The sequence below is a fragment of the Pseudomonas sp. Q11 genome, assembly GCF_024494355.1.
GTDB lineage: Bacteria > Pseudomonadota > Gammaproteobacteria > Pseudomonadales > Pseudomonadaceae > Aquipseudomonas > Aquipseudomonas hefeiensis.
In genome coordinates this window covers 47,489-61,133 of the sequence record NZ_JAKNQY010000013.1, presented here as the reverse complement: position 1 = coordinate 61,133, position 13,645 = coordinate 47,489, and the positions used below count along the sequence as shown (strand labels likewise).

Here is a 13,645-nt window from a genome sequence, read left to right as displayed (position 1 = left end):
ATGTGGGAGCGAGCCTGCTCGCGATAGCGTTGGTTCAGCTTGCATCGATGCTGAATATGCCTACGCCATCGCGAGCAGGCTCGCTCCCACACTTGCTTCTCTAGTTGGCAGTACTGTAGCGCCGCACGCCGCTTTCCACGGGAGGGATATGGGCCGCCGTGCTCCCTGACGCCTGGAACAGCACCAGGTGTTCAGCCGCCACGCGGATGCCGACCTCGGCACCGACCTGATGGTCGGCATGGCTGGGGAAGATCGATTCCAACTGCGCTCCGGTCGGTAATTGCAGGCGATACAGGGTTGAAGCCCCCAGGAACGTCTTGCCGACAATCCTGCCTGTGAGCGCACTGTCCGGTGCATAGACGATATCGTCCGGGCGCAGAAGCACATCCACCGCGCCACCGATGGGCCAGGTGTAGGCCCGGTTGCCGCGCAGGATACCCAGCTCGGTTTGCACCGATTCCGGGCTGTCGAGCTGGCCGCGAATGAAATAACCCTGGCCAATGAAGCTGGCAACGAATGGCGTCAGCGGTTCATGGTACAGATTGTACGGTGTGTCCCACTGCTCCAGCCGACCTTCCTTGAACACCCCGACATGGTCACTCACTGCGAAGGCTTCTTCCTGATCGTGGGTCACCAGGATTGCGCTGGTGCCACGGGCCTTGAGAATGTCCCGCACTTCATGGCTGAGTTTGCGTCTCAGCTCACCATCAAGGTTGGAGAACGGCTCGTCGAGCAACAGCAACTGCGGTTCCGGCGCCAGGGCGCGGGCCAGGGCCACACGCTGTTGCTGGCCCCCGGACAGTTCATGGGGCAAGCGTTTGCCCAGGCTCTTCAGGTTGACCAGCTCCAGCAGTTCCTCGACCACGCGATCCTTGTTCGGATGCTTGCGAATGCCAAACGCCATGTTCTCGGCCACGCTCAGGTGGGGGAACAGCGCGTAATCTTGAAACACCATGCCGATGCGGCGTTTTTCCGGGGCGAGGGTGAAACCGGCGCGGGAAATGGTTTCCCCGGCCAGTTGAATCTCGCCTTCCTGTACCGGCTCGAAGCCGGCGATTGCCCTTAGCGTCGTGGTCTTGCCGCACCCGGACGAGCCAAGCAGGCAACCGATATCTCCGGCATTGAGGTGCAGGTTGAGGTTCTGGACGACCCGCTGGTTTTGATAACCACAAGTCAGGTTGTGCAGGTTCAGTAACAAGGAATGGCTCATGCGTGGTGGTACGCCGGCTCGACAAGAAACTCGAGCAAGGCCTTTTGGGCGTGAAGGCGATTTTCTGCCTGGTCCCAAGCCACGGAGCGTGGGTCGTCCAGCAGGTCGACGCTGATCTCCTCGCCGCGATGGGCCGGCAGGCAGTGCATAAAGAGCACGTCGGCGTCCGCCAGATCGAGCAGGGCGCGGTTGACCTGAAGCGGCGCGAACAATTTCAGACGCTTGGCGGTTTCTTCTTCCTGGCCCATGGAGGTCCAGACATCAGTGCTCACCAGGTGTGCGCCGGCCACGGCCAGTTTCGGATCACGGACGATGGTCACGCGGTCCCCGGCCTTGGCCACCAGTTCGGCACTGGGGTCATAGCCTTCCGGGCAGGCGATGCGTAGCTGGAAGTCGAACTGGATCGCGGCTTCTATATAGCTGTTGCACATGTTGTTGCCGTCACCGACCCAAGCCACGGTCTTGCCCTGGATCGAGCCGCGGTGTTCGAGGAACGTCTGCATGTCGGCCAGCAACTGGCAGGGGTGCAAGTCATCGGACAGACCATTGATCACCGGCACGCGGGAATGGGCCGCGAATTCGGTCAGGGTACTGTGGGCAAAGGTTCGGATCATCACCGCATCGAGCATGCTCGACATGACGATGGCGCAGTCGCCGATCGGTTCGCCACGGCCGAGCTGGGTATCGCGGGGCGACAGGAAAATTGCCTGGCCACCGAGCTGGATCATGCCGGCTTCGAAAGAAATACGGGTGCGGGTCGATGACTTCTCGAAGATCATCCCCAGCACACGGTTTTTCAGGGGCTCGAACAGTACGCCGCGATTACGCAGGTCCTTGAGCTCCACGCCTCGACGGATCACACCGAGCAACTCATCGGGCGTGAAATCCATCAGGGAGAGAAAGTGCCTTGCGCTCATGATTGACTACCTTTTGTCACTGATCGCAGATGCTCAAAGCCTTGTTTCATGAAAAAACGGGCGAGACCTGCGGCAAAAGCCGCACGGGGCGACGAAATAGGGGAAGGCGCGATCTTATAAGGAAATGTCGCGTCTTACCAATAGGGCTACAGTTTTAGGGGATTTCAGCGAGGTCATAGCAGACTTGTGAAGACGTGTATGAAGCCGGTTTCCTGACAGCAGCAACCCATTTGTACACTGGCCTTGCGCAGCTTGGCAATCAAACCGGGCGGGCACGCCATGGCGCAGGGTCGGTTTGCGGCCTGGTCTTGCGTGATTTCGCTGGTCGGTTGCTGGGCGTGAATATTTCCTAATGCCAGGGCCTGGGTTATAAATGAGCCTTACATGCCGGAGCCCCGAAATGGATTCGAAAGAGCAACAACTGATGGAACTACTGGGGCTGACAGCACGCTCCCTGACTCACCTGACCGCTTCGGTGACGTCCATGTCATTCGAATTGTTGCGCAGCGACGACGAGGTGACCAAGGCTGCCGGTCGTCGAATGATTGATCGCATGGCCACCATCAGCTCCGGGCTCGACGAGCATTGGCGCTTGATCGGTGAGTTGACGGGGGTGCCCCTCGCTCACGAACAAGTGGAAACCATCGAGGAAATCCAGTTGCTGGCGCCGCCCCCCGAGCAGCCTTGAGAGCACTTTATCGGCGGGCCTGATGCCCGGCAATTCACAGGACGCACGTCGCTGGCGCGGTGGCGGATCCCGCGCCATAGTTTTGTTCCCGCGGCCGAAAGCGCCCGCCACGAATAAAATAGAGACTGGCCATGACCAAGACTCTCCACCACCGTGCGTGCCATCTGTGTGAAGCCATCTGCGGCTTGACGCTTGAAACCACCGAAACCGAAGGTCAAGGCTTGGCGATCACCTCGATCAAGGGCGATCAGATGGACAGCTTCAGTCGCGGCCACATCTGTCCCAAGGCGGTGGCCCTGCAAGATATCCAGAACGATCCGGATCGCCTGCGCCAGCCCATGCGGCGGGTGGGTAGCGAGTGGCAGCCTATCGCCTGGGAGGAGGCCTTCGCGCTGGTGGCCGAACGCCTGGCGGGGATTCAGGAGCGCCACGGCCAGAACGCGGTGGCGGTCTACCAGGGCAACCCCAGCGTGCATAACTATGGGCTGATGACCCACAGCAACTATTTTTTGGGCCTGCTGAAAACCCGTAGCCGCTTCTCGGCGACCTCGGTGGACCAACTGCCCCACCACCTGGCCAGCCACCTGATGTACGGCCACGGTCTGCTGCTGCCGATTCCGGACATCGATCACACCGACTTCATGCTGATCCTGGGCGGCAACCCGCTGGCGTCCAATGGCAGCATCATGACCGTGCCGGACGTGGAAAAACGCCTCAAAGCGATCCAGGCCCGGGGCGGTAAAGTGGTGGTGGTCGATCCACGTCGCAGCGAAACGGCGGCGATGGCCGACCAGCACGTTTTCGTGCGCCCGGGTGGCGATGCGGCTTTGCTGTTTGGTGTGCTCAATACCCTGTTCAGCGAGGGCTTGACCTGTGACAGCCACCTGCCGGTGGATGGCCTGGAAGACGTGCGCCAGGCCGTCGTGACCTTCACTGCTGAAGCGATGAGCCCGCTCTGTGCCGTGCCGGCTACGCAGATCCGTCAGTTGGCCCGGGACTTCGCTGCCGCGCCTTCAGCGGTCTGTTATGGACGGATGGGCGTCTCGACCCAGGCGTTCGGCACGCTGTGTCACTGGCTGATTCAGGTGATCAACCTGGTGACCGGCAATCTTGATCGGGTCGGCGGGGCCCTGTGTACGGAGCCTGCGGTGGATCTGGTCGCCACCACCTCGGGAGGTCATTTCAATCGCTGGCAAAGCCGGGTGTCCGGGCGCCCCGAATACTCGGGCGAACTACCGGTTTCGGCTTTGGCCGAGGAGATGCTCACCGAGGGCGAAGGCCAGATTCGCGCGCTGGTCACCGTGGCGGGCAACCCGGTGCTGTCCACCCCTAACGGGCGACAACTGGAGCAGGCGCTGGACGGGCTGGAGTTCATGGTCAGCGTCGATCTGTACATCAACGAAACCACGCGCTACGCCGACCTGATCCTGCCTTCCACCTCGGCTCTGGAAAACGACCATTACGACACCACGTTCAACCTGTTCGCGGTGCGCAATGTGACCCGTTTCAACCGGGCGATCCTGCCCAAGCCTGAAGGGGCGCTGCACGACTGGGAAATTTTCGTCGGTCTGGCCAAGGCTTTCGCAGCCCGAACCGGCAAGGAACTCAAGCCGACCATGCCGCCGGCGCAAATGATCGATTTCGGCCTTCGTGCCGGCGCCTATGGCGATGCTTCACCGCACAAACTGTCCCTGGCGACCCTGTTCGATCACCCCCATGGCATCGACCTGGGTGCTCTCAAGCCCAACCTGGCTCCTCGGTTGAAAACCGACAACCAGCGTGTGCAGGCTGCTCCGGCGGTCATTCTTGCCGACCTCAAGCGCTTCGCCGCATTGCAAGCGCCAGAGGCGGATGAACTGCTGATGATTGGTCGTCGTCATGTGCGCAGCAATAATTCCTGGATGCACAATTTCCATCGTCTGGTGAAGGGCAAGCCGCGTCATCAACTACTGATGCACCCGGAGGATCTGAGCAGTCGCGGGTTGAGCGACGGGCAGCGGGTGAAAGTCAGTTCGCGGGTGGGTATGATCGAAGTCGAGGTGCAAGGCAGCCTGGAGATGATGAAAGGCGTGGTCAGCTTGCCTCACGGCTGGGGCCACGCCCGGCCGGGCGTGCAGATGAGCATTGCCAGCGCCCAGCCCGGTTCGAGTGCCAACGACCTGACCGATGACTGTCAGCTTGATGAGTTGTCCGGCAATGCCGCGCTCAACGGGGTTCCGGTGACGGTGGTGGCTGCGTGAATTTGTCTCTAGGGGAGACCGAGCAGCGTGCTCGGCTTTCCGTTACAATGCGCCACCGTGTCGACAACTGAAGTCGCAAAGTTTAAGCCGAGGTGCTCCGTGGATATCATCGAAACGATTAAAGACCAGATTGCCAACAACACCATCCTGCTTTACATGAAAGGCTCGCCGAACGCGCCACAGTGCGGCTTCTCGGCCAAGGCTGCTCAGGCTGTGATGGCGTGTGGCGAGAAGTTTGCCTACGTGGACATCCTGCAGAACCCGGAAATCCGCGCCAACCTGCCCAAGTTCGCCAACTGGCCGACCTTCCCGCAGCTGTGGGTGGGTGGTGAGCTGATCGGCGGTAGCGATATCATGACCGAGATGGCGGCCGACGGCTCTCTGCAGGCCACGATCAAGGCTGCTGCCGAGAAAGCTGCTGCGGACAAGACAGAAGCCTGATTCACGGATAAACAATGTGGGAGCGAGCCTGCTCGCGATGAGGGCGTGTCAGTCAATGTGTTTGTGACTGATAGACCGCTATCGCGAGCAGGCTCGCTCCCACAAAGGTTTTTCGGTGGCCTGGGAATCCAGGCAATAAAAAGCCCCGCCTCTCGAAAGAGGGCGGGGCTTTTTAGTGGCTTGCTTTTGGAGAAAGTTACTCTTCGCCCATCTGCGATTGCAGGTAGTTCTCAAGACCCACTTTGTCGATCAGACCCAGTTGGGTTTCCAGCCAGTCGATGTGTTCTTCCTCAGACTCGAGAATGTCCTCAAGCAGTTCACGGCTGCCAAAGTCACCGACGGCTTCGCAATGGGCGATGGCGACTTTCAGGTCGGCGTGGCCGGCACGCTCGATTGTCAGGTCGCACTCGAGCATTTCCTGAGTGTGTTCGCCAATGTGCAGCTTGCCCAGGTCCTGGACGTTCGGCAGCCCTTCGAGAAACAGGATGCGCTTGATCAGCTTGTCCGCGTGTTTCATCTCGTCGATGGACTCATGGTACTCGTGCTTGCCCAACTTGTTCAGGCCCCAATCCTCGTACATGCGCGCATGCAGGAAGTATTGGTTGATCGCGACCAGCTCATTGGCGAGGATTTTGTTGAGATGCTGGATGACTGTAACGTCGCCTTTCATGGTGAGGGCCTGCCCTGTAGTAGCTGTATATAAGGCTGAGTTTGAGCTGCGTACTGGCGGGTGTCAAACCTAAGTTATTGAATAATAAATGAAAATTAATCGGAATAAGAATGTTTGTGTTCCGCGTCTGGAGGCTAAGCGTTTGATTTACAGGCATAAAAAAACCGGGCATTGAGCCCGGTTCTTCAAGAAGCTGGATTTAAGCGGCAGTAAATTCTACCGGATAGGGAATCGAGGCCTGGGCCGTTTGCACTTTGGCGAGGGTTTCGCGAACCACTTCCTTGGCAAGGCAAGCACATTTTCCGCATTGGCTGGCTACGCCGGTGGCCTGGCGGACTTCGCGGTAGCTGCAGCAACCTTCATAGATCGCTTCGCGGATTTGTCCGTCGGTGACGCCAGTGCAGAGGCAAACATACATAAGCAAGAACCGTCGCTGGTTGTGACTCAATTGAGATGGATCTTAATGTTAACGAGAATGATTGTCAAAGTGCTTTCTGAAACCCTTGCGCCAGAGCTGACGAACGGTTTTTTATCCATGGCCAACGAGGGGACATACAAAGGGAAAGGATTTTTGGACTCGCCGAAAAACCGTTGAAGACAGTCCAAATTCGCGGTGTATGATGGTCGGCCCTTGCAAGCGGGTTCGTGTCACAGGGCTGTCGCCTGAGGGTGGCAGGCTGGCCCGGACCTTGTTTTCACGTTATTCACCAGGAGATATCCAATGAGCGTACTCGTAGGCAAACAAGCCCCTGACTTCACCGTTCCAGCCGTTCTGGGCAACGGCGAAATCGTCGACAGCTTCACCCTGTCCTCGGCCATCAAAGGCAAATACGGCCTGGTGTTTTTCTACCCGCTGGACTTCACTTTCGTCTGCCCATCCGAGCTGATCGCGCTGGATCACCGCATGGACGACTTCAAGGCCCGCAACGTTGAAGTGGTTGCCGTTTCGATCGACTCGCACTTCACCCACAACGCCTGGCGCAACACGCCTATCAACGGTGGTGGTATCGGCCAGGTGAAATACACCATGGCTGCTGACATGAAGCACGAAATCGCCAAGGCCTACGACGTTGAGTCCGAAGGCGGCGTGGCCTTCCGTGGCGCGTTCCTGATCGACGACAAGGGCGTTGTCCGTTCGCAGATCATCAACGACCTGCCGCTGGGCCGTAACATGGAAGAGCTGATCCGTCTGGTCGACGCGTTGCAGTTCCACGAAGAGCACGGCGAAGTTTGCCCGGCCAACTGGAAGAAAGGCGACAAGGGCATGACCGCATCTCCTGAAGGTGTTGCCGCCTACCTGGGCGAGCACAGCGACAAGCTGTAAGCGCAACAGGCATAAAAAAACCGGCCCTCGATGGGCCGGTTTTTTTATGGGGAAGGATTTATCCCCATTGTTGGAAAACACCCGCAACAGCTGTGGGAGCAAAGCTTGCTCGCGATACAGGCGCCTCGGTATCTCTGGGACACCGTGTCGTTTTCATCGCGGGCAAGCCTTGCTCCCACAGTCCTGATGCTTACTCAGCCTGTCAATCGTCGAAATCCTGCCAGCCACCCATGTCTTTCCACCGATTGACGATGCCGCAGAACAACTCGGCGGTCTTCTCGGTGTCGTAGCGGGCCGAGTGGGCTTCACGCCCATCAAAGTCGATGTCAGCCGCCTGACAGGCCTTGGCCAGGACGGTCTGGCCGTACGCCAGGCCCGCCAGGGTCGCGGTGTCGAAGCTGGAAAATGGATGGAACGGGTTACGCTTCATGTCCAGGCGCGCAACGGCGGCATTGAGAAAACCCAGGTCGAAGCTGCTGTTGTGGCCGACCAGGATCGCCCGTTTGCAACCGTTGGCTTTCAGCGCTTTGCGCACGCCACGGAAAATGTCGGTCAGGGCCGTCTCTTCGCTCACCGCCATGCGCAATGGGTGATCAAGCTTGATCCCGGTGAACTCCAGGGCCGCCGCTTCGATGTTGGCGCCTTCGAAAGGTTCGACGCGGAAGAAGTAGGTGTGATCGGGGAACACAAAACCTTTTTCGTCCATGCCAATGGTGGTCGCGGCGATCTCCAGCAGCGCATCGGTGGCGGAGTTGAAACCGCCGGTTTCTACGTCGACGACGACCGGCAGATAGCCTCGGAAGCGGGCTGCCATGGGGTGACGGGCACCGCCCGAGCCACCGTTGCCATCCTGCTCATCGTCGAAATGATCTTCACTCACACACTTTCCTCCAGCAGGCGCCAGCGCAGTTTTTCACCGGCGCGCAGCGGGATAACAGTCAGCTCGCCAAAAGGCAGGCTGGCGGGGGCGGTCCACTCGTCGCGAACCAGGGTAATACGATCGGTGTTCACTGGTAGACCGTAGAAACGCGGGCCATGCAGGCTGGCGAAGCCTTCGAGTTTGTCCAGCGCATTGCGTTGTTCGAACGCCTCGGCGTACATCTCGATGGCGGCGTAGGCGGTGTAGCAGCCGGCGCAACCACAGGCTGCTTCCTTGGCGTGGCGGGCGTGTGGCGCTGAGTCCGTACCGAGGAAAAACTTGGCGCTGCCGCTGGTGGCGGCGTCGAGCAAGGCCTCTTGATGGGTGTTGCGCTTGAGGATCGGCAGGCAATAGAAGTGCGGCCGGATCCCGCCCACCAGCATGTGGTTGCGGTTGTACAGCAGATGATGCGCGGTAATGGTCGCGCCAACGTTCGCCGGGGCTTCGTTGACGAACTGCACGGCATCACCGGTGGTGATGTGTTCGAACACCACCTTGAGCGTCGGGAAGCGCTCCACGACGCGACGCATGTGCTCATCGATGAAGATTTTCTCGCGGTCGAACACGTCGACGTCACTGCGAGTGACCTCACCGTGGATCAACAACGGCATGCCGACTTCGGCCATGGCCTCCAGCGCCGGGAAGATCTTGTCGATGCTGGTGACACCGGAATCGGAGTTGGTGGTGGCGCCAGCGGGGTACAGCTTGGCGGCATGGACGAAGCCGCTGGCCTTGGCATCGCGTATTTCTTCGGGCTGGGTGCGGTCGGTGAGGTACAGCACCATCAGCGGTTCGAAACGGCTGCCAGCCGGGCGTGCGTCGAGGATGCGCTTGCGATAGCCGTTGGCCTCGGCGGCGTTGCGCACTGGCGGAACCAGGTTAGGCATGATGATTGCGCGCCCGAAGGTGCGCGCGACATCGGCGACGGTATGGGTCAACACAGCACCATCGCGAAGATGAATATGCCAGTCGTCGGGACGCAGCAGGGTCAGGCGGTCGGACATTGGGGGGCTTCCAGGCGGGTCAAACTCTGGGGAATGCTACCGGAAAAGACCGATTCAGGCACCCGCTATCAAGTTCTGGCGCAAGTTACCGATAGCTCGTACAGGTGTGCCACGAATCAGTGGGGTGCCCCCGGACAGGCGTCATACTCTCAACGTGTGTCGATCTTCGTATAAAAAGCCATTGGAGCCTCCCGTGCGCCAGCGTTATTTAGCCTTGCTCAGTGTGTTTGCCAGCCTTCCCGCCATGGCGCTCACTTTCCAGACCCGTCTGGAGAGCATTGAGTGGACGGTCGAAGGCGACAAGTTCGAGTGCCGGCTGAGTCAGCCGGTCACCGATTTCGGCAGCGGCGAATTTGTGCGTCGGGCCGGCGAGCAGGCGATCTTCCGGCTCAAGTCCCATAACCCGATGCTCGGTGGCGGTTCCGCAACCTTGCTGGCGGCCGCCGCGCCTTGGCAACCCGGGCGGGGCGACATCAACCTGGGCTCGGTCAGGCTCGGCGGCGGCGATGTATTGTTCAACAGCTCCCAGGTCCAGGCGGGCCGTTTGATCAGCGGGCTGATGGAAGGTCGCAGTCCCGTGGTGCGGCGTAACACCGGGGACGGGCGGGTTTCGGAAGTCCGGCTGCTGCCTGTGCGCTTCAACAAGGCCTTCAACGATTACCAGGGCTGTGTGGCGAAACTGCTGCCAAAGAATTTCGAGCAGGTGAAGCATTCGCAAATCGGCTTTCCCGGCGAAGGGATTGAACTCGACGCCCGGGCCAAGGCTCAGTTGCAAGTCATGATCGATTTCATCAAGGCCGACCCGACCGTCAATCATGTCGAACTCGACGGTCACTCCGACAATACCGGCAACCGTCTGACCAACCGTGAGCTGTCGCGTCGCCGGGCCTTGGCGGTCCAGGATTTTTTCAAGGCCAACGGCTTTCAGGAATCACAGATCACCGTGCGGTTCCACGGCGAGCGGTACCCCCTGGTGCCCAACACCAGTGCCGCCAATCGGGCCAAGAACCGTCGTGTGGCCGTGCGCCTGGAGCGGGTGGCGGTGCCCGAAGCACCGGCACCGCAGGCCACACCTGCCGCGTCGCCCCCTGCCAAGGTTCCGGCGCCGACCGCGACGCCAGCCAGGCCCACTGCCGCCACCACCGCGCGGACATCCTGACCGATGTGCATCGTCGCGCGCTCGACATAATCTGTCGCTTCGTCGTCATAAGCTGTCGCGCCCCTGTAAATTATCCGCGCTGGACGTTAGACTTCCCGGCTTTCCGTACAACCCGTGGAGTGATGGCATGGCGGACGTAAACAAGGTCGTTCTGGCGTATTCCGGCGGCCTGGACACTTCGGTGATCCTCAAGTGGCTGCAGGACACTTATAACTGCGAAGTGGTGACCTTCACCGCTGACCTGGGGCAGGGCGAAGAAGTCGAACCTGCACGCGCCAAGGCTCAGGCCATGGGCGTCAAAGAGATCTACATCGATGACCTGCGCGAAGAGTTCGTCCGCGACTTCGTGTTCCCGATGTTCCGCGCCAACACTGTTTACGAAGGCGAGTACCTGCTGGGTACGTCCATCGCCCGTCCGTTGATCGCCAAGCGCCTGATCGAAATCGCCAACGAAACCGGTGCCGACGCCATTTCCCACGGTGCCACCGGCAAGGGCAACGATCAGGTACGTTTCGAGCTCGGTGCCTATGCCCTCAAACCCGGCGTGAAAGTCATCGCTCCGTGGCGCGAGTGGGACTTGCTGTCCCGTGAAAAGCTGATGGACTACGCCGAGAAGCACGCGATTCCGATCGAGCGTCATGGCAAGAAGAAATCCCCGTACTCGATGGACGCCAACCTGCTGCACATCTCCTATGAAGGCGGCGTGCTGGAAGACACCTGGACCGAGCACGAAGAAGACATGTGGCGCTGGACCGTCTCCCCGGAGAAGGCTCCTGACACCCCGCAATACCTGGAGCTGACCTATCGCAACGGCGATATCGTCGCGCTGGACGGCGTGGAAATGAGCCCGGCCACTGTGCTGGCGACCTTGAACCGCATCGGTGGCGAACACGGCATTGGTCGTCTGGACATCGTCGAGAACCGCTATGTCGGTATGAAGTCTCGTGGTTGCTACGAAACCCCGGGCGGTACCATCATGCTGCGCGCTCACCGCGCGATCGAGTCGATCACCCTGGACCGCGAAGTGGCTCACCTCAAAGACGAGTTGATGCCCAAGTACGCCAGCCTGATCTACACCGGTTACTGGTGGAGCCCGGAGCGTCTGATGCTGCAACAGATGATCGACGCCTCTCAGGTCAACGTGAATGGCGTCGTGCGCCTGAAACTGTACAAGGGCAATGTCATCGTCACCGGGCGCAAGTCTGACGACTCACTGTTCGATGCCAACATCGCGACCTTCGAAGAGGACGGTGGTGCTTACAACCAGGCCGATGCCGCCGGCTTCATCAAGCTTAACGCCCTGCGCATGCGCATCGCGGCGAACAAGGGTCGCAAGCTGTTCTGATCCTTGCTGCTCCATGAAAACGGCCTGCCATGTGCAGGCCGTTTTTTTTCGGGTTCCCTTTCTCATGTGCTGCTCATTCGTTGCGGCGCGGTCTCTTGACCACTCATCCATCCTGTCTGTCCGGTGCAACTTCTGCGTTGTCGCGGCTGCAAATGATGTAGATGACGATGGGTGTGTGTTCCGTGGTTTGCTTTGAGCGTTTTGGTCGATTGGCCTCGATCAAGTCTTCTGAAGGTTTGTGTACCAGGAAAATGACCCGTTGCGGTTCCTTTTTCCGTCGATGAAAACGTATCGGCAATCTTTTAACTTTGTTCGTCCGACGGAAGATGCGTTTACGCCGACTGCTCGAGTCATCCATGGTCTTCATGAAGTGTTTGCTCTTGCGAAAATCGGAAGGTGAATATAACGAACGATAGTTGAAATTGAGTGTGATGAAGAAAAGAAGCAATAAATAGAAAGGAAAGCTGATCAGAAACCAGAGGTAGTATTCACGGTCCTGATCGTCCAGGAAGGGCAGGGAAATAGCGGCGGAAGTCTCGGATAAAGTTGCGAATATAGCGATCAGTGTCATGGGGTTGGTGATGGTTTTCAATGGTTTGTTCATGGTTGATGCTCATCGGTTATTCGGGCTCGGTGATTGAAGTTGGCTGGAATGAAGAATTGCTAAGTTCAGTGTGGGGCTGATAATGCCAGCGGTTTCTGGACGGATGGGTTGAGTTAATTTCGCTTATTTTTTATGTTAGTTCAAATTCATTTAAATGGAGGTGTTGTTGTTTTGTTGGTAAATAATTCAGTTACTTTTTATGAACACGGTGACTTCCGGCAACATGCACAACGGGCGGTGGGGGAGTAAAGCAGCGCTTGATTCAGAGGGGGAGCGGGTCGCTGGACGAACCGTCCCCTCTCTGTAAAGAAATTCATGGCACGTTATTTTCAAAGGAATTTGTAGGATTTTTCTGTATCGCTTGTAGGTTGCGTCTCTCGGTGCGAGCAGTCAGGGGGGGCGGCATGCCAAGGTAGAATTGACTAGGCTATTGTGCGTGCTCTAAAAATTCGAACAGCGAAGTTGGATTTGCCCATGAATAAAGTGCTGATCGTGGATGATCATCCCGTCATTCGTCTTGCTGTACGTTTGCTAATGGAGCGTCATGGATATGAAGTTATTGCCGAAACCGATAATGGCGTCGATGCGTTGCAACTTGCCCGTGAACTTATGCCCGATATCGTTATTCTGGATATCGGTATTCCGAAACTGGACGGGTTGGAGGTCATCGCACGGCTGACTGCCAACCCTTCGCCTTTGAAAGTCCTGGTGCTGACTTCCCAGGCACCTGGACATTTTTCGATGCGGTGCATGCAGACGGGGGCGGCCGGTTATGTGTGCAAGCAACAGGATCTCACTGAGTTGCTCAGTGCAATCAAGGCGGTGCTGTCCGGTTACAGCTATTTCCCCAACCAGGCGCTGCATACCGTGCGTTCGAGCCTGGGGAACGCAAGCGAGTCCGATATGGTGGATCGTTTGTCCGGGCGAGAAATGATGGTCTTGCAGCAACTGGCTCGCGGAAAAACCAACAAGGAAATTGCCGATGGGATGTTCCTGAGTAACAAGACCGTCAGTACATACAAGACCCGCTTGTTGTTGAAGCTTAATGCTCGCTCGCTGGTGGATCTGATCGAACTGGCGCAGCGTAATGGGTTGGTGTGAGTTTTTCCCGGTCACGCGTGCTC

The 13,645-nt window shown here is 58.5% G+C and carries 14 protein-coding genes; 7 read left to right on the top strand and 7 right to left on the bottom strand.

Going from position 1 to position 13,645, the window contains the following annotated elements; all coding sequences use genetic code 11:
• Positions 1–100: 100 nt before the first annotated feature.
• Positions 101–1,210 (bottom strand): ABC transporter ATP-binding protein, encoded by a 1,110-nt coding sequence (locus MA884_RS15290; protein WP_256231307.1) that lies wholly within the window; start codon positions 1,208–1,210, stop codon positions 101–103.
• Positions 1,207–2,127 (bottom strand): ornithine carbamoyltransferase, encoded by a 921-nt coding sequence (gene argF, locus MA884_RS15285; RefSeq protein WP_256231306.1) that lies wholly within the window; start codon positions 2,125–2,127, stop codon positions 1,207–1,209. The genes MA884_RS15290 and argF overlap by 4 nt, the downstream gene beginning before the upstream one ends.
• Before the next feature lie 400 nt (positions 2,128–2,527).
• On the opposite strand from argF, the gene MA884_RS15280 reads away from it, so the two are divergent.
• The 3 genes from MA884_RS15280 (at position 2,528) to grxD (ending at position 5,496) form a co-directional block, all read left to right on the top strand.
• On the top strand, positions 2,528–2,815 hold the full coding sequence (locus MA884_RS15280) for a hypothetical protein (protein WP_256231305.1): 288 nt from the start codon (positions 2,528–2,530) through the stop codon (positions 2,813–2,815).
• A 131-nt stretch (positions 2,816–2,946) separates the two neighbouring features.
• A complete protein-coding gene (locus MA884_RS15275) occupies positions 2,947–5,055 on the top strand; it encodes a molybdopterin oxidoreductase family protein (protein ID WP_256231304.1) in 2,109 nt (702 codons plus the stop codon).
• A gap of 99 nt (positions 5,056–5,154) precedes the next feature.
• Entirely contained in the window at positions 5,155–5,496 is a 342-nt protein-coding gene (grxD, locus tag MA884_RS15270; protein WP_256231303.1) for a Grx4 family monothiol glutaredoxin, read from the top strand.
• Positions 5,497–5,692: 196 nt separating this feature from the next.
• On the opposite strand, the gene bfr is transcribed toward grxD, so the two are convergent.
• A complete protein-coding gene (gene bfr, locus MA884_RS15265) occupies positions 5,693–6,166 on the bottom strand; it encodes a bacterioferritin (protein ID WP_256231302.1) in 474 nt (157 codons plus the stop codon).
• A 199-nt stretch (positions 6,167–6,365) separates the two neighbouring features.
• Positions 6,366–6,584, bottom strand: coding sequence for a bacterioferritin-associated ferredoxin (locus tag MA884_RS15260; protein ID WP_003178704.1), 219 nt, complete (start codon positions 6,582–6,584; stop codon positions 6,366–6,368).
• Positions 6,585–6,887: 303 nt separating this feature from the next.
• Here MA884_RS15260 and MA884_RS15255 point away from each other — a divergent pair, with 303 nt between their 5' ends.
• Positions 6,888–7,490: a peroxiredoxin gene (locus tag MA884_RS15255; protein ID WP_092393176.1), complete on the top strand. Its 603-nt coding sequence runs from the start codon at positions 6,888–6,890 to the stop codon at positions 7,488–7,490.
• A 202-nt stretch (positions 7,491–7,692) separates the two neighbouring features.
• Here MA884_RS15255 and rnt read toward each other — a convergent pair whose 3' ends face one another.
• Both rnt and pyrC read right to left on the bottom strand, forming a co-directional pair.
• The gene (gene rnt / locus MA884_RS15250) at positions 7,693–8,370 is read right to left on the bottom strand and encodes a ribonuclease T (protein ID WP_256231301.1); all 678 of its coding nucleotides are present in this window, start codon (positions 8,368–8,370) and stop codon (positions 7,693–7,695) included.
• Positions 8,367–9,413, bottom strand: a complete 1,047-nt coding sequence (gene pyrC / locus MA884_RS15245) for a dihydroorotase (protein ID WP_256231300.1) — start codon at positions 9,411–9,413, stop codon at positions 8,367–8,369. The genes rnt and pyrC overlap by 4 nt, the downstream gene beginning before the upstream one ends.
• 193 nt (positions 9,414–9,606) lie before the next feature.
• Here pyrC and MA884_RS15240 point away from each other — a divergent pair, with 193 nt between their 5' ends.
• Positions 9,607–10,572: an OmpA family protein gene (locus MA884_RS15240; protein ID WP_256231299.1), complete on the top strand. Its 966-nt coding sequence runs from the start codon at positions 9,607–9,609 to the stop codon at positions 10,570–10,572.
• A 127-nt stretch (positions 10,573–10,699) separates the two neighbouring features.
• Positions 10,700–11,917, top strand: coding sequence for an argininosuccinate synthase (locus tag MA884_RS15235; RefSeq protein ID WP_024779511.1), 1,218 nt, complete (start codon positions 10,700–10,702; stop codon positions 11,915–11,917).
• 103 nt (positions 11,918–12,020) lie between these two features.
• Here the strand turns inward: MA884_RS15235 and MA884_RS15230 are convergent, their stop codons facing one another.
• Positions 12,021–12,521, bottom strand: coding sequence for a hypothetical protein (locus tag MA884_RS15230; RefSeq protein ID WP_256231298.1), 501 nt, complete (start codon positions 12,519–12,521; stop codon positions 12,021–12,023).
• Between the two features lie 474 nt (positions 12,522–12,995).
• Between MA884_RS15230 and MA884_RS15225 the strand changes: the two genes are divergently transcribed.
• Positions 12,996–13,622, top strand: coding sequence for a response regulator transcription factor (locus tag MA884_RS15225; RefSeq protein ID WP_256231297.1), 627 nt, complete (start codon positions 12,996–12,998; stop codon positions 13,620–13,622).
• Positions 13,623–13,645: the final 23 nt, after the last annotated feature.

What these genes read in the sequence shown, in the direction of transcription:
- MA884_RS15260 (WP_003178704.1), bottom strand. Translation starts at nt 6,584, where the DNA reads ATGTATGTTTGCCTCTGCACTGGCGTCACCGACGGACAAATCCGCGAA.
- MA884_RS15255 (WP_092393176.1), top strand. Translation starts at nt 6,888, where the DNA reads ATGAGCGTACTCGTAGGCAAACAAGCCCCTGACTTCACCGTTCCAGCC.
- MA884_RS15230 (WP_256231298.1), bottom strand. Translation starts at nt 12,521, where the DNA reads ATGAACAAACCATTGAAAACCATCACCAACCCCATGACACTGATCGCT.
- MA884_RS15235 (WP_024779511.1), top strand. Translation starts at nt 10,700, where the DNA reads ATGGCGGACGTAAACAAGGTCGTTCTGGCGTATTCCGGCGGCCTGGAC.
- bfr (WP_256231302.1), bottom strand. Translation starts at nt 6,166, where the DNA reads ATGAAAGGCGACGTTACAGTCATCCAGCATCTCAACAAAATCCTCGCC.
- MA884_RS15225 (WP_256231297.1), top strand. Translation starts at nt 12,996, where the DNA reads ATGAATAAAGTGCTGATCGTGGATGATCATCCCGTCATTCGTCTTGCT.
- MA884_RS15275 (WP_256231304.1), top strand. Translation starts at nt 2,947, where the DNA reads ATGACCAAGACTCTCCACCACCGTGCGTGCCATCTGTGTGAAGCCATC.
- pyrC (WP_256231300.1), bottom strand. Translation starts at nt 9,413, where the DNA reads ATGTCCGACCGCCTGACCCTGCTGCGTCCCGACGACTGGCATATTCAT.
- MA884_RS15290 (WP_256231307.1), bottom strand. Translation starts at nt 1,210, where the DNA reads ATGAGCCATTCCTTGTTACTGAACCTGCACAACCTGACTTGTGGTTAT.
- argF (WP_256231306.1), bottom strand. Translation starts at nt 2,127, where the DNA reads ATGAGCGCAAGGCACTTTCTCTCCCTGATGGATTTCACGCCCGATGAG.
- MA884_RS15280 (WP_256231305.1), top strand. Translation starts at nt 2,528, where the DNA reads ATGGATTCGAAAGAGCAACAACTGATGGAACTACTGGGGCTGACAGCA.